The organism is Pseudomonas sp. FSL R10-2189, assembly GCF_009600325.1.
Taxonomy (GTDB): domain Bacteria; phylum Pseudomonadota; class Gammaproteobacteria; order Pseudomonadales; family Pseudomonadaceae; genus Aquipseudomonas; species Aquipseudomonas helleri.
Genome location: NZ_WIVZ01000052.1, coordinates 1 through 23,062, shown reverse-complemented (window position 1 = coordinate 23,062; position 23,062 = coordinate 1). Strand labels below are relative to the sequence as shown.

Annotated in this window: 2 protein-coding genes; both read right to left on the bottom strand. The window is 63.4% G+C overall.

Features of this window, described 5'->3' with window-relative positions:
- Nucleotides 1-11,748 carry an amino acid adenylation domain-containing protein gene (locus GHO32_RS24235; protein WP_153338381.1) on the bottom strand — a complete coding sequence of 3,916 codons (11,748 nt, stop codon included), beginning with the start codon at nt 11,746-11,748 and terminating at the stop codon, nt 1-3.
- Nucleotides 11,748-22,787, bottom strand: coding sequence for a non-ribosomal peptide synthase/polyketide synthase (locus GHO32_RS24230; protein WP_153338380.1), 11,040 nt, complete (start codon nt 22,785-22,787; stop codon nt 11,748-11,750). The genes GHO32_RS24235 and GHO32_RS24230 overlap by 1 nt, the downstream gene beginning before the upstream one ends.
- Nucleotides 22,788-23,062: the final 275 nt, after the last annotated feature.

The following is a 23,062-nucleotide window of genomic DNA, read 5'->3' as shown; positions in this document are numbered from 1 at the left end:
TCAAGCCAGATCAAGCTGCACAGCCAACAGGTCATCCAGTTGCGCCAGCAATCGCGCATGGCGCAACACGTCGTAATGCCCGCCACTCAGCACCTCATGGCTGGCGCCCGCGCCGATGTGTGCCGCGTGCACCCGGCGTTCGTCTTCACGGCCTTCGACCCACCAGTGGTGAGCCTGCACCCGGGTGCGCGGCAAGCTACGCTGGGCCAACGCCAAGTGCTTGAGCCGTGCACCCACGGCGAAGATCTGGCTCAGTTCTGCCGCCCCCAACACACCATGCTCATGGGTGGCCAGCGCTGCTTCAATCACCTGCTCGGCGCTGTGCTGTTCATCCGCCATCAGCATCTGCGCCTCGGCCTGCGTCACGCCCAACACGAAGCGCAAAAAGTCTTGTAGATCTTCACGCCCGTCACTGGCTTGCGCCGTACCCGCCACGTAGCTGTCGACCAACCCGGCAAACGCCACTTCCTGGCCCTGGGCTTCCAGCTCTTGCGCCACCAGCAAGGTCAACGCACCGCCCAACGACCAGCCCAGCAGGTGATACGGGCCGTGGGCCTGCTGCTGGCGGATATGCCCGGCGTAGGCCTGAGCCATGGCCTGTAAGGAGTCGTCCTGCCATGCCGGGTCCAGCAACATTCGACACTGCACTCCATAGACGCTGCGGCGCCCGTCCAATTTACGGGCCAGCGGTTCATAGTCGAACACCGTGCCGAACCCCGCGTGCAGGCAAAACAACGGCGGTACGTCACTGACCCGGCTGTTGAGCGCCAACAAGGGGTCAGGCGCAAAAGCCGCAATGTGCGGTTCATAACCGCTCAGTTGCGCAATGCAGGGCTTTTGCATCAGGTCGCGCAGTTTCAGGCTGAAGCCCAAATGCGCCTGATGACGGACCTGCGAGATGACTTTCAACACCTGCAACGAGTCGCCGCCCAGCTCAAAGAAGTTATCGTCGATACCGACTTGCTCCAGGCCCAGCACGTCTTGCCAGATCTGCACCAAGGCTTGTTCCAGCGCATTGCGCGGCGCGCGGTAATGGTCTTGGGCACGCTGGGGCTGAGGCAAGGCGCGGCGATCCAGTTTGCCGTTGGCCGACAGCGGCAACCGTGCCAGTTGCACAATCTGCGACGGCACCATGTAGTCCGGCAGTTGCGCCTGGAGCTGTTCTTTCACCTCGCGCTCAAGGCCCTGGCCGGGCGCGGCAACCACATAGCCCACCAACTGCTTACCGGTCACACCCTCGAACACGTTGACTGCGGCGTCCTGCACGCCCTCGCATTGACGCAGGCGCGCTTCGATTTCGCCCAGCTCGATGCGGAAACCGCGGATCTTCACTTGTTGGTCCAGACGACCCAGGTAGTCGACTATGCCGTCTTCGCGCTGGCGCACCAGATCTCCGGTGCGGTACATGCGCCCGCCCTTGGCATCGAACGGGTCCGGCACAAAGCGCTCGGAACTCAAACCGGGCTGGTGATGGTAGCCACGCGCCAGGCACTCACCGCCCAAGTACAACTCGCCGCTGACACCTACCGGCAACGGGTTCATGTCCGCATCCAGCACGTACACACCTCGCCCGGCCACGCTGCGGCCAATCGGCGCGTAGGCGGCGTCACACTGCTGCGTCACCTCGGCGCGCCACAGCAGCGGCGTGACCACTGTTTCTGTCGGGCCGTAGCCATTGACCAGACGCTGCGGTTGCAAGGCGCGTTTAACCAGTTCAAAGCTGGCATCCGGCACCGCATCGCCGCCAAAGCAGTAAGTGTGCACCGCTGGCGGCGGCCCTTGGGTCAGCGCCACTTCGGCCAGTTGTTGCAGATAAGCCGGCGGGAAGCACGCCACATTGACCTGCTGCTCATGCAACACCTGCAAGGTCTGCTCGGGCGTCCACAGGTGGTCGCCGCGAATCACCAGGCTGCCACCGGCCAACAACACACTGAGCCAACGCTCTTGCGCACCGTCGAACGCGAACGACATAAAGTGCAATTCACGGCTTGCCGGGCTCAGCTCATACAGCTCGATAATTCCCTGGCAATGCCGGGCAATCGGCTCGCGGGCCACCGCCACGCCTTTGGGCTGGCCGGTGGAGCCCGAGGTGTAGATCAAATACGCCAGGTGCCCGGCCAATGGCTGCACGGGGTGCGGCGTACCTTGAACGTCCGCCAGTGTGTCCAGCTCCAGCCGCGCCAGGGCCGGATCAAACGCCACCCGCTGATCGACGTCGCTGCGGCACAGCAACAGGCTCGCGCCTGAGTCCGCCAACATAAAGGCCAGACGCTCAGCCGGGTAATCCAGGTCCAGCGGCAGGTAGGCCGCGCCCGCCTTGAGCACCGCCAAAAACGCTACGACAGTGTGCTCCGAGCGCGGCAGCGCCACGGCCACCACCTGCTCCGGACCGATGCCTCGGGCCTGCAACTCACACGCCAGCCCATTGGCTTGGCGCTCAAGCTCGGCATAGCTCAGTTCGCGACCATCACAGCTCAGCGCCCTGGCCTGCGGTTGGCGCAACACCTGCTGGCTAAAGCTCTGCACCAGATCAATCACCGGCAAAGCGGGCTGCGCCGGTTCGATACGGGCATCGGGCAAGCCGATGTCACCAATCAAACGCTCGGCGTCTTGCGGCAACTGTGCCAGCAACCCTTCCAGTTGCGCACGAATGCGCTCGACCTCAGGTGCACTGAAGCGCTCGCGCAGGTACAGGTATTCAACCTCCAGGCCTTGCTCGCTGGCGCTGACCATCAAGTCCATCGGGAAGTTGGTCACCCCGCCGCTGCCGACCTCGGCAAAGCGCAGCTCGCCGTCCTGCTCGCTGCGCAAGGCGCGGTCTACCGGGTGGTTCTCAAACACGATGATGCTGTCGAACAACCCCTGCCCGCCCTGCCCGGCCCAGCGCTGAATATCTGCCAGCGGCGTGTGTTCAAAGTCGCGAATCGCCAGGTTGTAGTCCTGCACCTGACGCAACCAATCGCCCAGCGCCTGCTGCGGGTCGAGGGTCTGGATCACCGGCAAGGTGTTGATAAACAGCCCGAGCATGTCCTGCGCCCCGGCCAATTGCGTCGGTCTCCCGGCCACGGTGGCGCCAAAAGCCACGCTGCGCTGCCCGGTATGACGCTGCAAGAGCAACAGCCAGGCCCCCTGAATCAATGTGTTAAGGGTGACGCGCTGGGCATTGGCAAAGCGATGCAGACGCTGGGTCGCCGCGCTGTCCAGATAGCTGTACAACACACCGTGCCCGCTGCCTTGAGTATTCGCGGCCTTGGCCAAAATGCTCGGCGCGTCCAGCGCTTGCAGGCGCTCGCGCCAGAAGTGTTCGGCCTGCGAGGCGTCCTGGCGCTGCAACCAGTTGATGTAGTCGGCATAACGCCCGGTCAGCGCAGGCAACGTTTGCCCGGCGTACACGCGGAGCATTTCACCGAGCAGGCGCGAGGCGCTCCAGCCGTCGAGCAGCAAGTGATGGTAAGTCCAGATCATTTGCACCCGGGACTCGCCCACATGCACCAGGGTGAAGCGCATCAACGGTGGGCAGTTGAGGTCAAACCCACGGGCCTGTTCATCCGCGGCCAGCGCCTGCAAAGCAGCTTCGGGCGCGGCATGATCGCGCCAGTCCAGCTCGACAATCGGCAGTTCGGCATGCCGATACACCGCTTGCATCGGCTCGGCCACGCCGTCGCGCCAGAGGAACGCAGCGCGCAGCACCTCATGGCGTTCGAGCAAGGTTTGCCAGGCGGCGCGAAAACGCTCCACCTGCAAGCCTTCAACCGCCACGCTCAACTGGTTGACGTACAGATTAAGCTCGGGCGATTCGATGCAATGGAACAACATGCCCTGCTGCATCGGTGACAGCGGATAAACATCGTCCAGCTCATTGCGATCAATCGCCAGCGTGCCGGGTGCAAGGGCAAACGCCTGAGTATCGAGGGTTTCAAGCCGTTGCGGCTCGGCAGTCTGCGCCAGTGCCGCCAGCGCACGGATGGTTTGTGCGGTAAACAGCTGTTTGGGAGTGAAGGCCAGCCCGCGGGCCCCGGCACGGCTCACCGCTTGCAACGAGATAATCGAATCACCGCCCAGCTCGAAGAAGTTCTCGGTGACGCCAATCGCCTCCAGCCCCAGCAGTTCCTGCCAGATCTCAACCAGCAAGACCTCGGCCGGAGTGCCTGGCGCGACACGCTCAGCCACCTCCCGACAGGCCTGCGGTGACGGCAGCGCCTGCCGGTCCAGCTTGCCGTTGGGGGTCAGTGGCAATGCCGCCAGGCACAGCACGTGGGCGGGCAGCATATGCGCGGGTAAACAGCTGCGCAGATGATCGACCAGCGCTTGGCGTAACGCCGCCTCGTCGCCCAACGGGTCACGGGCCACCACATAGCCCACCAATTGGCGACTGACCGGGCCTTCGCGGTCCACCACCCAAGCTTCGCGCACGCCGTCGTGCTCCAGCAAGCAGGCTTCAATTTCGCCCAACTCGATGCGGAACCCGCGAATCTTCACTTGCTGGTCAATCCGCCCCAGGTACTCAACCACGCCGTCTTCGCGCAGCCGTGCCAGGTCGCCACTGCGATACAGCCGCGCGCCCGGCACAAACGGGTCGGGCACAAAGCGTTCGGCGGTCAGGTCCGGGCGCTGGTGATAACCGCGGGCAATGCCTTCGCCGCCCAAATACAGCTCACCCGCCACACCCACTGGCAGCGGCTGCATGCTGGCATCCAGCACATAGGCGCTGCGTTCACCCACCGGGCGCCCGATCGGCAAGAACGCCGAGTCAAATTGGGTGTCCGGGTAAGCGCACCAGATCAACGGCGTGATCACCGTTTCGGTCGGGCCGTAGCCGTTAATGATGCGCGGCGGTTGCAACACCCGCTGCACTTCATCAAAGGCGTGCTTGGGCATGCCCTCACCGCCCACGGTATAGGAACGTATTGGCAGCGTGCGCCCGGCTTCACCAATGTAATCGGCCATTTGCAGCAAATAACTCGGGGTAAAACAGGCGATGGTGATGCCGTGGCGCTCGATTTCTTCGCAGGTACGCTGCGCGCTCCAGACCTCATCGTCACGGGGCATCAACGCCGCGCCGAACACCAGCGGGGTCAGCCAGCGCTCGTGGGCACCGTCAAAACTGATCGAGGCAAATTGCAGCTCGCGGTCGTCCGGGGTCATGCCGTACAGCGCGCCAATGGCCAGGCAATGCATGGCCAACGGGCCGTGGGCCACGCTCACGCCTTTGGGCCGCCCGGTCGAACCCGAGGTGTAAATCAGGTAGGCGAGGTTCTGCGCAGTGATCAGGTTGACCGGGTTGCTGGCCGGCAAGTAGCTGACGTCTTCACGGTCGAGTTCCAGCACCGGCAGGCCGTCGATTTGCGGCAACTGCCTGCGCAACCACGACTGGCTCAGCAGCAAGGCAATGCCGCTGTCCTGCATCAAGTAACCCAAGCGCTCTGGAGGGTACGCCGGGTCCAGCGGTACGTACGCGCCCCCTGCCTTGAGAATGGCCAGCAAGCCGATGATCATCTGCGGCGAACGTTCTACCGCCAGCCCCACCCGTACTTCGGGGCCGATCCCCAGTTCACGCAGGCGATGGGCCAAACGGTTGGCGCGCTGGTTGAGTTCGGCGTAGGTGAAGGTGCTGCTGTCAAAAATCAGCGCCGTGGCGTCAGGGCGTAGCGCCGCCTGCGCGGCGATTAACTGATGCACGCTTTGCTCGGTCGCCGCTTTGGGTGGCGGGTTCCACTCGCGCAATTGCCGGGTGTGCTCGGCAGCACTTAGCAACGGCAATTCACCCATCGCACACAACGGCGCCGCCACCATGGCGTGCAGCAGGCACGCCAAGTGCTCGCTCATGCGGGCAATGGCCGCCGGCTCAAAATGGCTGCACAAGAAGCTCCAGGTCAGGCTCAACTGGCCCTCACTGACCGCCGCCAGCGTCAGCGGGTAGTTGGTGCGCTCATGGTTGACCGGCACGGCAAAGCTCAAGCCGTCCGGCGCGCCCTGCTGCAAGGCCGCGCCGATGGGGAAGTTTTCAAACACCAGCAAACTGTCGAACAGCGGTTCACCGGCACGCCCGGCCCAGCGCTGCACATCGCTCAGCGCGGTAAATTCATGCTCGCGCAGTTCAAGGTTGTGTGCCTGCAAGCGGCTCAGCCACTGCGCCACACTTTCAGCCGCCTGGGGTTGAGTGATCACCGCCAAGGTGTTGATAAACAGCCCGAGCTGGTTTTCTGCACCCGGCAGATCCACTGGGCGCCCGGACACGGTTGCGCCAAACGCTACGGTCTGCTGACCGCTGTAACGCTGCAACAACACCGCCCAAGCGCCCTGCACCAAGGTGTTGAGGGTGATGCTGTGCTGGCGGGCAAAGGCATTGAAAGCCTCGCTGCTCGGCCCATCGAATACCTGCCGATGATCCGCGTACTCGCTGCTGCCTGAGCCACCGTGCGCCAGGTTTTGTGCCAACAGCGTCGGATTGTCCAGGGTCGCCAGTTGCGCACGCCAAAAGGCTTCATCGGCCTGGGCATCCTGCCCTTGCAGCCAGCCGATGTAGTCGGCAAAGCGGCCCTGATGAGTGGCCACACCAACCCCGGCATAACGCTGCAACACCTCACCCAGCAGCAAGGCATTGCTCCAGCCATCCAGCAGTAAATGGTGATGGGTGTAGATCAGTTGCTGGCGCTGCTCATCGAGACGCACCAAGGCCAGACGCAGCAGCGGTGGCTGCGCCGGATCAAACTGCAAGCGCTCGCTGCGCGCCAGCAACTCCAGCTCGGCGGTTTGATCGGCACGCCCGCGCCAGTCGAGCACGGTCAGCGGCAACTCCAGCGCCCGCTGCACCACCTGCACCGGCTCGGTGGCGCCCTGGGCCCAATGGAAACCACTGCGCAAAATCGGGTGTGCATCCAGCGTCGCCTGCCAGGCCTGCGCCAAGCGTGTGGCGTCCAGCCCGCTCGCCGCGACGCTGAGCTGGTTGACATAAGCGCCGGCCTGGGGCTCGTACAGGCTGTGAAACAGCAAACCGCGCTGCATCGGTGACAACGGGTACAGGTCTTCTATCTGCCGTGGCGGCACGGGCAGCAGGTCAAGTTGCGCCTGGGTCAGGTTGGCCAGCGCAAAATCCGCCGGGGTCACGCCGCTGTGCTGCGGGTTCAGGCAATGCTCAATCAGCGCCTGTAACTGGGCCTTAAGGCTTGAGGCCAAGGCCTCGATATCCGCCGTGTCGAAGCATTCCTGGCTAAAGCTCAGGTCCAGCTTCAATTCACCGCCATACACCTGGCCATCAACTGACAACCAGTTGGCCAACGGCGAATCCAGGCTCTGCGCTGCGCCGCTGGCCTCTTGAGCCGGGACGAATAACCCGTCGTCGTTGAAGCTCTGGTCAAACTGGCCCAGGTAGTTGAACGTCACCCGTGCCTGCGGCAAGGCCGCGAGGCTGGCTTGGGTCTGGGCATCGCCCTGGTAGCGCAACAATCCAAAGCCCAGGCCCTTGCCCGGCACCTCACGCAGTTGCTGCTTGATCGCTTTGATCGACTCGGCCATGCCCGCCGCTGGGGTCAACTTGACCGGGAACAGGCTGGTGAACCAGCCCACAGTGCGGGTCAGGTCGATGCCGGCAAACAGGTCTTCACGGCCGTGGCCTTCCAGCTGGATCAAGGCCGTCGAATCGCCGGTCCAGCTGCACAGGGCGCGGGCCAGCGCGGTCAGCAACAGGTCATTGATCTGCGTGCGATACGCCGCAGGCGCCTGTTGCAGCAAGTGCCGGGTCTGCTCCCGGTCCAGGCCCAGGCTCACCACCTGGCGATGACGCAACGCCTGGCTGGCCTCCGTGCGGGCATGGGGCAACCGGGCGCTGGCGCCTTGCAACTGCTGCAACCAGCCGTCACGTTCTGCCATCAATGCCGGGCTTTGTGCATAGGCCGACAGTTGCCGCGCCCAGTCTTGCAAGGCGCTGGTTTTTTCTGCCAGGGCTTGCCCGGCGTAAGCTGCCTGCAAGTCTTCAAGCAACACCCGCCACGACACGCCGTCCACCACCAGGTGGTGAATTACCAGCAACAAACGCTGCGCGCCTTGCTCGTGGTCGATCAGCACCGCGCGCAGCAGCGGCCCGTCGTGCAGCGACAAACTGCGCTGCGCCTCGTTGCACAAGGCTTGTAACGCCTCGCTGCTGTGCACTTGGGCGGTCCACAGCAAATCGGTGGCGGCGCTGCTGTCCAGCGGCACATAGCGCGCCATCCATTGCCCGGCCTGCTCGCGGAACTGTAAACGCAACGCGTCGTGTTGGGCCAACACCTGCTGCACGGCGGTTTGCAGACGCAGCAAGTCCAGCGGCTCGCGCACGTCCAGCAGCACCGACTGGTTCCAGTGCTGGGGCTGCTCGGTTTGATTGGCAAAGAACCACTGCTGCACCGGGGTCAGTGTTTGCGTGCCCACCACCGGCCCTTGAGGGATGTGCGCGACCTGTAGCGGGCTCGCCACAGCGGCCAGCGCCTGCAAGGTCGGCTGTTGAAACAGGTCACGCGGCTGCAAGCGCAACCCGGCACGCCGCGCCCGGCTGACCACCTGAATCGAGATGATCGAGTCGCCGCCCAGCTCAAAGAAGTTGTCCTGACGGCCGACCTGTTCAAGCCCCAGCACAGCTTGCCAAATCGCCGCCAACTGGCGTTCGTTGTCGCTGCGTGGCGCCTCGAAAACCCGCTGGCTGACGCTGGCCTGCGGCGTGGGCAACAACTTGCGCTCCAGCTTGCCGTTGGGGCTCAGCGGCATGCGCTCGATCAACAGCAACTGCGTCGGCACCATGTAATCGGGCAGGCTCAGCAGTACATGGGCTTTCAGGGTGTCACGCCAGGCGGTTTGCGCTTCGGGGTGTTCCAGCAGCACCACGTCGCTGGGCACCAGATACGCCACCAATTGGTTATCCAGAGCCAGTACCACGGCTTCCTGAACCTGCGAGTGCTCTTGCAGGCGCGCTTCGATCTCGCCCAGCTCGATGCGCAGGCCGCGAATTTTCACCTGATGGTCGATCCGGCCGCAGTACTCGATAGCACCGTCAGCGCGATAACGCGCCAGGTCGCCAGTGCGGTACAGCCGTTCGCCACTGCCAAACGGGTCGACCACAAAGCGCTCGGCCGTCAATGCCGGGCGCGCATGGTAGCCCCGGGCCAAACCCGCGCCCGCCAGGTACAACTCGCCAATGGCACCGGTCGGCAAGGGCAACAGTTCCGGGCTGAGGACGTAGGTACGCAGGTTGGCAATCGGTCGCCCGATCGGCACGCTGTCGCGGTGTTCTTCAACGCACGTCCAGTGGGTCACGTCGATGGCCGCTTCGGTAGGCCCGTACAAGTTGTACAACGCCGCCTTAGGCAGGGCGCGCATTGTCTGGCGTTGCAAGGCAATCGGCAGCGCCTCGCCGCTGCACACAATCCGTCGCAGCGAGTGACACTGCACAGCCTCGTCGCTGTTGATGAAGGCTTGCAGCATCGACGGCACAAAATGCAGGGTGGTAATCCCCTGCTCGACGATCAGTTGTGCCAGTTGCTGCGGGTCGCGGTGCGTACCAGGAGCGGCGACCACCAACGTCGCGCCGTGCATCAGCGGCCAGAAAAACTCCCACACCGACACGTCAAAACTGAACGGGGTTTTCTGCAAGACCCGGTCGGCAGCGTTCAGGCCATAAGCTTGTTGCATCCACGCCAGCCGGTTGTACAACGCGCCATGGCTGTTGCCTGCGCCTTTGGGGCGGCCGGTGGAGCCCGAGGTGTAGATCACATAGGCCAGATTCTCGGGATGTGCCAGGTTAGTCAGGTTTTCAGCGCGCTCATGATCGTTTGAGAGTTCGCGAGGCAAGCTCGCTCCTACAGTGGGGGCCAGGATCATGACGGGGATGTGCGGCGGCAACGCCATCTGCACGTGCGCCTGGGTCAGCAGCAAACTGATGCCGCTGTCTTCAACCATATAGGCCAGGCGTTCAGCCGGGTATTCAGGGTCGAGCGGCACGTAGGCGCCCCCGGCCTTGAGAATCGCCAGCAAGCCAACCACCAGCTCCAGCGAACGCTCGCACGCCACGCCCACGCGCACTTCCGGACCCACTCCGCTCTCGCGCAACTGATGCGCCAGACGGTTGGCGCGCTGATTGAGATCGCGATAACTCAACGACTGCCCGGCAAACACCAGCGCACAAGCCTCCGGTGTGGCCGCCGCTTGCGCTTCGATGTGCTGGTGCACGCAGGCGGGGCCGGGATAGTGCTGTTGGGTGGCATTCAGGCCATACAACGTGGCCTCTATTTCATGAGCGCCGAGCATCGGCAGCTCGCTGATCGCGCATTCAGGGTTCGCCACCACACCAGCCAGCAGGGTGCGCCAATGCGCGGCCATGGCTTCAATGCGCGGGGCATCGAACAGATCAGTGGCATAGGTCAGGCTGGCCAGCAGGTGCTCGCCTTCTTCATGGGTATCGAGTTGCAGATCAAACTGAGCGGTGCGGCCCGCCCATTCCAGGCTCTCGACCTGCAAGCCGACGAGCATCCCGCGCAGTGCGCCGGGGCGGCTTTGCTGGTGGTTGAACATCACTTGAAACAAGGGACTGTGGCTCAGGCTGCGCTCCCCCTGCAAGGCATTGACCAGCCGTTCGAAGGGCACGTCCTGATAACCCTGGGCATCCAGTGCGCGGTCACGGGTCTGGCTTAGCAATTGGCTGAACGGCATGCGCCCGTCCAGCTCGGCCCGCAGCACCTGGGTGTTGACGAAAAAGCCGATCAGGCCACGGGTTTCCGCACGTGTGCGGTTGGCCACCGGCACACCGATACGCAGATCCTGCTGGCCGCTGTAGCGGTGCAGCAGCACCTGAAAACTGGCCAGCAAGAGCATAAACGGCGTCACCCCGCGCTGCCTGGCCAGGCTCAGCAGGCCTTTGGCCAACTCGGCTGGCAGCGCGAAATCCAGTCGCGCACCTTGCTGGCTTGGCTGCACAGGGCGTGAGCGGTCACTGGGCAACTCCAGCACCGGTTGCTCGCTGCCCAGTTGCCCGCGCCACCAGTCCAGTTGCCGCTCCAGCTCCCCGGCCTCCATCCAGCGCCGTTGCCACAGGGCGTAGTCGGCGTACTGAATCGCCAGTTCTGGCAACTCTAGGGTTTGGCCTTGGGCATGGGCGGCATATAACTGCGAGAACTCATCGATCAGCACGCCCATCGACCAACCATCAGCCACGATGTGGTGCAAGGTCAGCACCAGCACATGATCCTGCGCGTCCAGTTGCAACAGGCTCACCCGCAGCAACGGCCCGTGTTGCAGATCGAACGGTTGCGCGATGTCTTGCTCAACCTGGCGCAGCGCCAGGTTCAGGCGTTCGGATTGCGGCTGATCGCGCAGGTCGTGGCGGGCAATTAACACGCTGTAGTCGCTGCCGCAGGCTGCGATGGGTTGTGCAGCGACCCTGCTTTGAGTCTCATCTTCAGTAAACACGCTACGCAAACTGTGATGGCGCTCCAGCAGAGCGTCAAAACTGTGCTGCAACGCCGCCACATTCAGCTCGCCGCGCAAACGCAAGGCGGCCGGGATGTGGTACGCGGCGCTTTGCGGGTCGAGCTGCCACAAAAACCATTGCCGTTGCTGGGCATAGGACAGCGCGCAAGGTGCGTCTGGCGATGCGGTCTGCGGGATCGGCAACTGGCCGAAACTGACGCCCTGCTCTTGCATCTTGTGCAAGAACTCTCGGCGCTGCTGCGGTGCAAGGCTGGCGAAGCGGTTGGCAATACGCCAGGCGGTAGAGTGTTCCATCAGTTGATCTCCATCTCGTCGAGCAGCGACTCAAGTGCGCTCAGACGAACATCGTTATCCGCAGGCGTTTGGGCCTGTACCAGGGCGGCATAGGCGTGCAGGTCGGGGGTTTCGAACAGCGCACGCAGCGCCACTTCAAGGCCCAGTTCCAGTTCGACCCGGGCGTTGGCCTGGGCTGCGAGCAGCGAGTGCCCGCCCAATTCAAAGAAGTTGTCGTGACGCCCTACCCGCTCGATTTCCAGCACCTGAGCCCAGATCGTTGCCAGCCTGGTTTCCAGGTCGCCCACCGGGGCGCTGTAAGGGCGCTGCCAGTGCTCGGCGTCAGGCAGTGGCAACGCCTTGCGATCGAGCTTGCCGTTACCGGTCAGCGGCAGGGCTTCCAGCAGCAGCCAATGGCTCGGCACCATGTAATCCGGCAAATCGACCTTGAGCGCAGTGCGCAATTGCTCGCGCCACGCCAATGGGTCGGTTGGCGCCTGCTCGGCCACCACATAGGCGCAGAGCTGGCCCTGATGCACGCTCAGCACCGCATCGCTCACGCCCACTTGCTGCTTGAGGCAGGTTTCGATTTCGCCCAGTTCGATACGGAACCCGCGAATCTTCACTTGCTGGTCGATCCGCCCCAGGTAGTCGATGTTGCCGTCAGCGCGCTGGCGGGCCAGGTCGCCGCTGCGGTACAGGCGCACGCCCGGCGCAAAAGGGCTGGGCACAAAACGCTCGGCGGTGAGCTCGGCGCGACCGTGGTAGCCACGGGCCAGACCGGCCCCGGCGATGTACAACTCACCGGCGCAGCCTGGCGCTACGGGTTGCAACTGGCTGTCGAGCAAATACCAGCTGAGGTCGCTGATGGGCCGGCCGATCGGGCTTTGTACCTTGGCATCGAGGTCCTGCGCGCTCAGGGCGCGCCAGGTCACGTGCACCGTGGTTTCGGTGATGCCGTACATGTTGACCAACGTGGTGGGCGCATCGCCGAAGCGCGCGTACCACGGGCGCAAGCTCCCCACATCAAGGGCTTCGCCACCAAAGATCACCCAGCGCAAGGCCAGGGTTTGCGGGCTGTTGCAGGCAATGGGCAGCAATTGCCGGAACGCCGTCGGGGTCTGGTTGAGCACCGTGACTTGCTCATCGCAGAGCAACTGATGGAACGCCTGCGGCTCGCGGCTGATGAAGTACGGCACGATCACCAGACGCCCGCCGGTGCACAGCGCGCCGAACATCTCCCACACCGAGAAATCGAACGCATAGGAATGGAACAGCGTCCACACGTCACTCGGACCAAAGGCAAACTCATCGGCGGTGGCGCTGAGCAAACGGCTGACGTTGGCATGGCTCAGCAACGCCCCTTTCGGGCGCCCGGTGGAACCCGAGGTGTAGATCACATACGCCAGGTTGTCGGGCCGGGTAAGGTTGAGCAGATTGTCGGCGCTAAACGCCTCCCACTGCACATGTTCCAGACATAGAGTCTGCACGCCGACCCGCGGCGGCAGGTTTTCCAGCAGGTGCTCCTGGGTCAGCAATAACTGAATGCCGCTGTCTTCGATCATGTAGCTCAGGCGCTCGGCGGGGTATTGCGGATCGAGTGGCACATACGCGCCCCCGGCCTTGAGAATCGCCAGCACCCCGACCACCAACGCCACAGCCCGCTCAGTGGCAATGCCAACCCGCACTTCCGGGCCGACACCGCGCTCGCGCAGTTTGCGGGCCAGGCGATTGGCCTGGGCGTTGAGCGCTGCATAGGTCAGCGAATCATCACCGCAGCGCAACGCCAGGGCGTGCGGGTGCAAGGCGGCCTGCGCCTCGAACAGTTGGTGCAGGGTTGGCCCGGCAGGTTGCACCTCAACCTGCGGGTTCCAGTGCGTCAGCAACGCCTGTTGCTCGTCCGGACCCAGCAAGGCCAACTCAGCGATACGTTGCTGGGGTGCCTGCACCACCGCGCGCAGCAGGTTCAGCCAGTGCCCGGCCAAACGCTCAATGGTCGCGGCGTCAAACACATCGCAGGCGTAGGTCAGGCTGGCGTGCACGTGCTCGCCCTGCTCTTCGGTGTCCAGCGCCAGATCGAACTGCGCCGTGTGCTGCTGCCAGTCCATGCGCTCAATGCTCAGGCCCGGCAGTTGCCGCTCGACGCTCTCGCCGATCTGCCGCTGATGGTTGAACAGCACTTGAAACAGCGGGCTGTGGCTCAGGCTGCGCTGCGGCTGCAACGCGTCCACCAGTTGCTCGAACGGCAGGTCTTGATGCGCTTGTGCCCACAGGGCGTTGCGCTTGACCTGTTGCAGCAGGCTGGCAAAGGTTTGCTGGCCGTCGATCTCGCTGCGCAGCACCTGGGTGTTGATAAAGAAGCCGATCAAGCCTTCGGTTTCGAGTTGCCCACGCCCGGCATTCGGCACCCCGACATTGATCGCCGACTGACCGCTGTAGCGATGCAACAAGGTTTGATAGCTGGCCAACAGCAGCATAAACAGCGTCACATTGTGCTGTTGCGCCAACTGCCGCAGCGCACCCGCCAATGCTGGTTGAATAGCTACCTCCAAACGCGCCCCCCGCTCACTGCGGATCGCCGGGCGAACCAGCTCGCTGGGAAGCTCAAGTGGCGCATGCTGGCTGCCGAGTTGCTCACGCCAGGCGTTCAACTGGCGCTCGCCCTCCCCGGCTTGCAACCCGTCGCGCTGCCAGACGGCGTAATCGGCGTAGCTCACGGCCAAGGGCGGCAGTTCATGCCCCCGATACAACTGACTGAATTCATCGACCATCACCTGCATCGACCAACCGTCAGCAGCAATGTGATGCACGGTCAATACCAGCACGTGCTCATCGGCCGCGACCTTGAGCAGCAACACGCGCAGCAGCGGCCCCGTGCGCAGGTCGAAAGGCTGGCGCATTTCTTCGGCCACCTGCGCGTCAATCTGCGCGGCTGATGGCTGATCGAGGGTTAATTCACGCAGCGCCAGCGGCAAACTTGCGTGCAGCACGCCACGGGCCTGGTCACCGTCCTGAACAAAGGTGGTACGCAAGGTTTCGTGGCGTTGTTGCAGGGCGTTGAAGCTGCGCAGCAAGGCCTCGCGATCGAGTGTGCCTTTAAGCCGCAGCGCCGCCGGAATGTTGTACGCGGCGCTGTGCGGGTCGAGCTGCCAGAGCAGCCACTGGCGCTGCTGCGCATACGACAAAACGCCGGGCTGGCCGGGCGCACGCGGGCGCAATGGCGGTTGACTGAGGGTGTGCGGCTGTGAGGCGCAACGGGCAGCGAAATCGCTGAGCACGCTGCTTTCAAACAGGCTGCTCAGCGCCAGTTCGATACCCAGTTGCTGGCGCACCCGCGACACCACTTGCGCCACCAGCAGCGAATGGCCGCCCAGTTCAAAGAAGTTGTCGTCGCGGCTGACCGCCTCAAGTTTGAGCACCTCTTGCCAGATCGCGGCAATACGGCTTTCGATTCCGGCGTGGGGCGCAATCACCTCGCGCTGCCAGTCAGCCGCTTGGGCCTGGGGCAGCGCCTTGCGGTCGACCTTGCCGTTGGCATTGAGTGGCAAACTCTGCAATTGAACCCAGTGCAGCGGCACCATGTAGTCCGGCAGTTGCGCCTTGAGCGCGGCCTTCAAGGTCTCGCGCCATCCGCTCCAGGCACTCGCTTCATCGTCGGCCACCACAAAGGCCACCAGCGCCTTGCCGGTCGGGCTTTCCTGCACAACCACGGCGGCTTCACGCACGCCAGCCAGGTCACGCAGACGCGACTCGATTTCGCCCAGTTCGATACGAAAGCCGCGCACTTTGACTTGTTGGTCGATACGGCCCACGTATTCCAACTGGCCGTCCGGGCGCCGCCGGGCCAGGTCGCCGGTGCGGTACAAACGCTCGCCCGCCCTGGCGGCATAAGGGTCAGGCAAAAAGACCGCCGCGCTGCGCATCGGGTCGGCAAAATACCCACGGCCCACGCCCGTACCGGCCACGTACAATTCACCGACCACACCTGTGGGCACCGGCTGTAAGTCGCCATCCAGCACATACAAACGGTTGTTGTCGGTGGCCAGGCCAATCGGCAAATACGCGCCCTGGGCCGACGCCGCGTCAACACGGAACAGCGCCACGTCGTCCGAGCATTCGGCCGGGCCGTAGGCGTTGACCAGACCAATCTGCGGGTAACGCTGCAACCAGCGACGCGCCAGTTCCGGGGGCATGGCTTCGCCGGTGGGCAGCATCCAGCGCAGCGCAGCCAGCGAACCCTCGGGCTCTTCGAGCAGGCTCTGGATCAGCGACGGCACGCTTTCGAGCACGGTGATTCCGCGTTCGGCCACATGCGCCAATAACGCAGCCGGATCATGGGCGATGGCGTTGGGCACGATGTCGACTTGCGCGCCAAACAACGGCGCCGCGAGGAACTGCCACACCGAAATATCAAAACTCTGTGACGCGGTCTGGGCGATCACGTCCGTCGCGCTCAGGTGCAGATACGGTTGTTTGCTCAGTTGGTTATTGAGCATCCCGGCCTGCTCGACCATCACCCCTTTCGGCGTGCCGGTGGAGCCCGAGGTGAATATCACATAGGCCAGGTTGTTGGGCGCGGTGTAAATGCCCGGTGACGTGCTGCAATACCCGGCGCCTTGCACGTCCTCCCACACCAGCAAGGGCGGGCGCTGCGCCGGGCTGAGCAATGCCAGCACGCGCTCGGCCTGTTCACGGCACGCCGCACTGGCCACCAGCAACGGCACGCGCCCCAGTTGCAGCAACGCCAACAGGCGCTGGGTCGGCAAGTGCGGGTCGAGGGGCAAGTAGCCCGCCCCGGCCTTGAAGGTGCCCAGCATCATGCCCAGCAGTTCGAGGCTGCGCTCGGCCAACAAGGCCACAGGCTGGTCAACAGTGACACCCGCCGCCAACAGCGCATGGCCGAGCCGGTTGGCCCGCTGATCCAGCGCCTGGTAGGTCCAGCGCTGGTCCAGGCACGTGGCAACCACCTGCTCCGGATGCGCCGCCAGCTGCGCTTCAAACAGCCGTACATAACCCTGCGCCAACGGGTAATCGCGAGCGGTCTGGTTGCCCGCCTGCAACAACTGTGCACGCTCGCCAGCCTCCACCAACGGCAGGTCGGCAACGTTGCCTTCGGCGTGTTCGCCAATCGCCAGCAACAAGCGCTTGAAGTCCGCCAGCAAGCGCTCAACCGTGGCCTCATCAAAAAAGCGTTTGTCGTAGGACAGGTGCAAGCCCAGAGCATCGCCGGGGTACACCACCACGGTCATCGGGTAGTTGGTGTGAGTGCGCGCGCTGTCGGACTTGGCGCTGATCTGCTCGGCGCCGCTGACCACCGCGCTCTCCACCGGGGCGTTTTCATAGACAAACAGGCTGTCGAAAATCGGCTGGCCTTTGTCCAGCGCACTGCACGCCTGAATGCTCAACAGCGGCAAATGCTCGTGTTCACGCAGCGCCAGGTTGTGCGCAAACACCCCTTGCAGCCACTCGCGCACGCTGACCCGCTGCCCTGCCTGCGGCAAACGCATGCGCAGCGGGATGCTGTTGATGAACAGGCCAACGGTGTCTTGCATTTCCGGGCGATTGACCGGGCGCCCAGCCACGGTGACGCCAAACAGTACTTCGTCGAGCCCGCTGTAGCGCTGCAACACCAGCGCCCAGGCGGCTTGGGTCAGGGTGTTGACGGTCACGTGGTAACGCTGGGCCAGTTCGCGCAAGGTGCGGCCCTGGCTGACCTCCAGGTCGGCATAGCAATCACCGATCTGCGAGAACCCGCCCTGACGGCGCACGGCACGGTCAAACGGCAGCGGCGTCGGCTGTTCAAACCCGGCCAGTTCAGCGCTCCAGGCCTGCAGCGCTTCACGCTCGCCCTGGGTTTGCAGCCATTCAATAAAGTCGCGATAACGCGCCGCGGTCGGCAGGCTGCGCTGGCCGCTGTACAGGGCAAAGAAGTCCTGCAGTAACAGCGAGCGGCACCAGGCATCAATCAGGATGTGGTGGTTGCTGAGGATGAACCAGTAATGCCCGGCGCTGCGACGGATCAGGCGCAGGCTGAAAGGCGGCGAGTTGAGCAAGTCAAAGCCTTGGGCCCGGTCCTCGGCCAGCAACGTTTGCAACGCCGCTTCGTGTTCGCCCTCGGGGCGATCCGTCCAGTCGTGCACTTGCACGTTGGGCGTGGCATCGCGGTGGATGATTTGCAGCATCTGGCCGTCATCGTCGAGGCTGAACGAAGCGCGCAACGCATCATGACGCTGCACCACCGCGTGCCAGGCTGCGGTGAAGCGTGGCAGGTCGATTTCGCTGTCGATGATGTAGCGGTCTTGCATGTAGTAAATGCCTGAGCCGGGCTCGAGCAAGGTGTGTACCAGCAAGCCCTGCTGCATCGGCGACAGCGGGTAGATGTCTTCGATGGCGCTGGCCGCAACCTTGAGGGCGTCCAGTTGCGCCTGGGTCAGTTGCGCCAGCGGGAAGTCCGACGGGGTCATGCCGCCCTGCTCGCTGTTGACGCAATGGGCAATCAGCGCCGTCAACTCATTCCGATAATCGTCCACCAGTGCCTGCACAGTGGCGTCGTCAAACATCTCGTGGCTGTAGGTCCATTGCAGGTTGAGTTCGCCGCCATACACCTGCCCTTCGATGCTCAGCCAGTTGGCCAGCGGTGCGTTTTCGTCCTGCGCCAGCCCGGCGCTTTCAGTGGCCGGGGCAAACATCGCGGTGTCATCGAACTGGCGATCAAACTGGCCCAAGTAGTTGAAGGTAATGCGCGGCGTCGCCAGGCTGGCCAGTTGTTCAGCCACGTCCTCGCCTGCCAGATAGCGCAGCAGGCCATAGCCCACGCCTTTGTCCGGCACGCTGCGCAGTTGCTCCTTGATCGACTTGATCGAGTCACCCAGATCCGCACTTGGGGTCAGTTGCACCGGGAACAGGCTGGTAAACCAGCCCACAGTGCGTGACAGGTCGAGGTCGGCAAACAGGTCTTCGCGGCCATGGCCTTCCAGTTGGATCAAGCTGCTGGGCTGGCCACTCCAGCGGCAAATAACCCGCGCCAACGCGCTCAGCAGCAGGTCGTTGACCTGCGTGCGATAGGTGGCGGGGGCGACTTGCAGCAACTGGCGGGTCAGTTCGGCGTCGAGGGTCAGGGACAAGGTGCAGGCATGACGGTTTTGCAGGCCGGCATCAGGCCGATCCCACGGCAACTCGCTGGACGCACCGCCCAGTTGGCGCTGCCACAGCGCCAGTTCCCCGACCCGCGCCTGTGCCTCATCGGCCAAGCGGCCGGTCCAGGCCTGATAGGCGCTGGTTTTGGCCTGCGCAGCCTGCACCGGCTGTGTATAGAACTGCTGCAAGTCTTCAAGCAACACCCGCCACGACACGCCGTCCACCACCAGGTGGTGAATCACCAGCAACAGGCGCTGGCTGTGATCGGCCATGTCCACCAGCAACGCCCGCAGCAACGGGCCGTTGTGCAAGTCCAGGCTGCATTGGGTCTGTTCGCACAGGGTTTTGAGTTCGTCAGTTGACGCGGCCTGGCGCTGCCACAGCAGAGGCTCGTTCGGCAGCTCGGCATAGGCTTGCTGCCATTGGCCGTGGTGCTGAACAAAGCGCAAACGCAGCGCATCGTGATGGCTCACCAGCGTGTTCAGCGCCTGTTCCAGCAACCCGGCATCCACCGGCTGACGCGGGTGCAGCAGCAATGACTGGTTCCAGTGCTGGCGCTGGGGCATGTCCAGGCTGAAAAACCACTGCTGCACCGGCGCCAGCGCCACCGCGCCCGTGGCCAGGCCCTGATCGACAAAAGTCTGAGTGCTCAGCGCGGCAATCCGGGCCAGGCTGCGGATGGTTTGATGCTGGAACAGGTCGCGAGGGCTGAAGGCGATCCCGGCCTGACGGGCACGGCTGACCACTTGAATCGAGATGATCGAGTCGCCGCCCAGGGCAAAAAAGTTGTCGTCGACACCGATCTGCGCCACGCCCAACACCTGTTGCCAGATATCGGCCAGGCGCTGTTCCAGCTCAGAGGCCGGTGCGACGTAGCCTTGCTGCACGGTGCTGATGTCCGGGCGCGGCAAGGCTTTACGATCAAGTTTGCCGTTGGGCGACAACGGCAAACGCTCAAGGCTGACCCAGTGGTTGGGCACCATGTAGTCCGGCAAGCCGAGTTGCAGTTGGTTGGCCAATTCCGTTTGCCAAGCGTCGGCAGGCGCCTGCGCGTGCAGCACCACGTAGGCCACCAGTTGCTTGCCGTCGAGCACCTGCACCACGGCTTCGCGCACGGCCGGCTGCTCGGTCAGACGCGCCTCGATTTCCCCCAGTTCAATGCGCAACCCGCGCAGTTTGACCTGATGATCAAGGCGGCCCAGGTATTCAATGACTCCGTCAACCCGCTGGCGTACCCAATCGCCGGTGCGGTACAGGCGGTCGCCCTGATTAAACGGGCACGGCACAAAACGCTCTGCTGTCAGCGCCGGGCGCCGGTGGTAGCTGCGCGCCAGCCCGGCCCCGCCCAGATACAACTCTCCGGCCACGCCCAAGGCTACGGGCGAGAGGTTGGCATCCAGCACCAACGTGCGCAGGTTGGCGATGGGCAAGCCAATCGGCACGCTGGCCGCACCCTCATCGATGCAGGTCCAGTGCGTGACGTCGATGGCCGCTTCGGTCGGGCCATACAGGTTGTACAGCTCAGCATCGGGCAGTTTGCTGAACACCTGCTGCTGGGCATCAACCGGCAACGCTTCACCGCTGCAGACAATCCGCCGCAGGCTAGTGCATTGCTCGACGCCCACTTCATGAATAAACGCCTGCAACATTGACGGTACAAAATGCAGCGTGCTGATCTGCTGCTGGCGAATGGTTTCGATCAGGCGCAGCGGCTCGCGGTGTTCACCCGGTTGCGCCACCACCAAGCGTGCACCGGTGAGCAGCGGCCAGAAAAACTCCCACACCGACACGTCAAAACTGAACGGAGTCTTTTGCAGCACGGCATCGTCGGCCGTCAGCCGATACGCCTGCTGCATCCAGCTCAGGCGGTTGATCAACGCGGCATAGGTGTTACCCGCGCCTTTGGGCTTGCCGGTAGATCCGGAGGTGTAGATCACATAGGCCAGGTTTTGCGGCTGAGTCAGATCAACCGGATTCTCTGCACTGTAGGCGCGAGCTTGCCGCGCGATCTGTTGATCGTTTAAACAATCAAGGCGCATGACCGGGATGTGTTGTGGCAATGCCGCCTGCAAATGCTCCTGCGTCAGCAATAACTGGATCCCGCTGTCATCGATCATGTAACTCAAACGTTCGGCCGGGCACTCCGGGTCGAGCGGCACATAGGCGCCGCCCGCTTTGAGAATCGCCAGCAGGCCCACCACCATTTCTACTGAACGCTCAACGGCAATCCCCACCAGCACATCCGGGCCGACACCCCGTTCACGCAACTCATGGGCCAGTTGGTTGGCGCGGGCATTGAGCTGCGCATAGCTCAGGGTCTGCGCGCCAAACACCAACGCCGTGGCATCGGGGGTGCGCTCAACCTGGGCTTCAATCAACACATGCAGGCTGGTGTGGGTCGGGTATTGAGCGTGGGTGCGGTTCCAGTCGTGCACTCGGGTCTGTACTTCACTGGCGTCGAGCATCGGCAACTCACCGATCCGCTGTTCGGGGTAGTCCACCAGCGCTTGCAGCAGGTTGCACCAGTGCCGTGCCATACGGCTGATGGTGGCGCCGTCAAACAGGTCATTGGCATAGGTCAATGCCGCGTGCAGACGGCCAGATTTCTCGTAGGTGTCCAGGCTCAAGTCAAACTGCGTGGTGCGCCCTTCCCACTCAATCAGGCCCAGTGTGAGCCCCGAAGCCGTTTTGATCGCTTCAATGTCGGCCACTTGCGGCTGATGGTTGTACATCACTTGAAACAGAGGGTTGTGGCTCAGGTTGCGCTCAAGCTTGAGGGCTTCTACCAACTGCTCGAACGGCAGTTCCTGATGGGCTTGAGCACCGAGCGCAGTCTCTTTGACCGCAGCCAACAACTCGGCCACGGTAGTGTCCGCCGTCAGTTGGGTGCGCAGTACCTGGGTGTTCACAAAGAAGCCGATCAACCCTTCGACTTCACGGCGGTTGCGGTTGGCAATCGGCACGCCCACGCGCAGATCGTTTTGCCCGCTGTAGCGCTGCAACAAGATGTTGAACGCGCCCAACAGCAGCATGAACAGCGTGACCGTGTGCTGTTGCGCCAAGGCCCTCAACTTCTCAACCAGCTCCGGAGCCACCGCGAACTCATGGCGCGTGCCGCGATAGCTGGGCACGGCCGGGCGCGGGTAGTCGTTGGGCAAGGTGATGACCGGGTGCTCATCACCCAGCTTGGCCTGCCAGTACGCCAGTTGCCGCGTTTGCTCACCGGCCTCCAGCCAGCGGCGTTGCCACAGGGCGTAGTCGCTGTACTGGATGGCCAATTCAGGCAACTGCGGCGCCTCGTTACGCGCAAAGGCATCGTAACTGCGGATAAATTCGTCGATCAGCACGTTCATCGACCAGCCATCGGAGACGATGTGGTGCAAGGTCAGCAGCAACACATGCTCGTCAGCGCCAAGCTTGAGCAGCTTGATCCGCAGCAGCGGGCCATTGGCCAGATCGAAAGGTTGCAGCGACTGCTGTTGGGCCTCAGCGGCCACCGCCTGTTCGCGCTCGATGGCCGGCAACAGGGTGAAATCCACAGGCTCGACGCTGATCGGCTCCAAACGCTCAACTTGCTCCAGGCTGTCGTCAGGGTTCTGCCGGAACACCGTGCGCAAGGTCTGATGACGCTGCACCACTTCAGCGAAGGCCTGCTCCAGTGCGCGGAGGTTCAGCGCGCCGGCCAGGCGCACGGCACCGGGCAAGTTGTAGGCGCCGCTGTGCGGGTCCAGTTGCCACAAGAACCACATGCGCCGCTGTGCGTAGGACAACGCCTGGCGATCCGCCTGTGGCACATCGGCAGGAATCGGAAACTGCGAAAAGTCGATCCCTTCCGCACGCAGACCGTCGAGGAATAACCGGCGTTTTTCAAGCGGCAATTCGATGAACCGGCGGGCAAGTTTGAGGGACTTCTCAGCATTCATCTGACTTCTTCCGTACACGTTGGCAATCGAGCTTTGGCTCGGCTATCCCTACGGAACGGATGAAGCGGGGGGAAAATTAAAAGGCCCGCGAGCTTGACGCATGCCCTGTGGGAGCCGGGCTTGCCCGCGATGCAGGCGACGCTCACTTATCTGTTACACCGCGCCGATATCATCGCGGGCAAGCCCGCTCCCACACCATGAACTGCCCCCAAAAAGTTGGACACCCATCCAACTTTTTGGGTTTTCAACATGAACAAGTACACAGAGCAATTTAA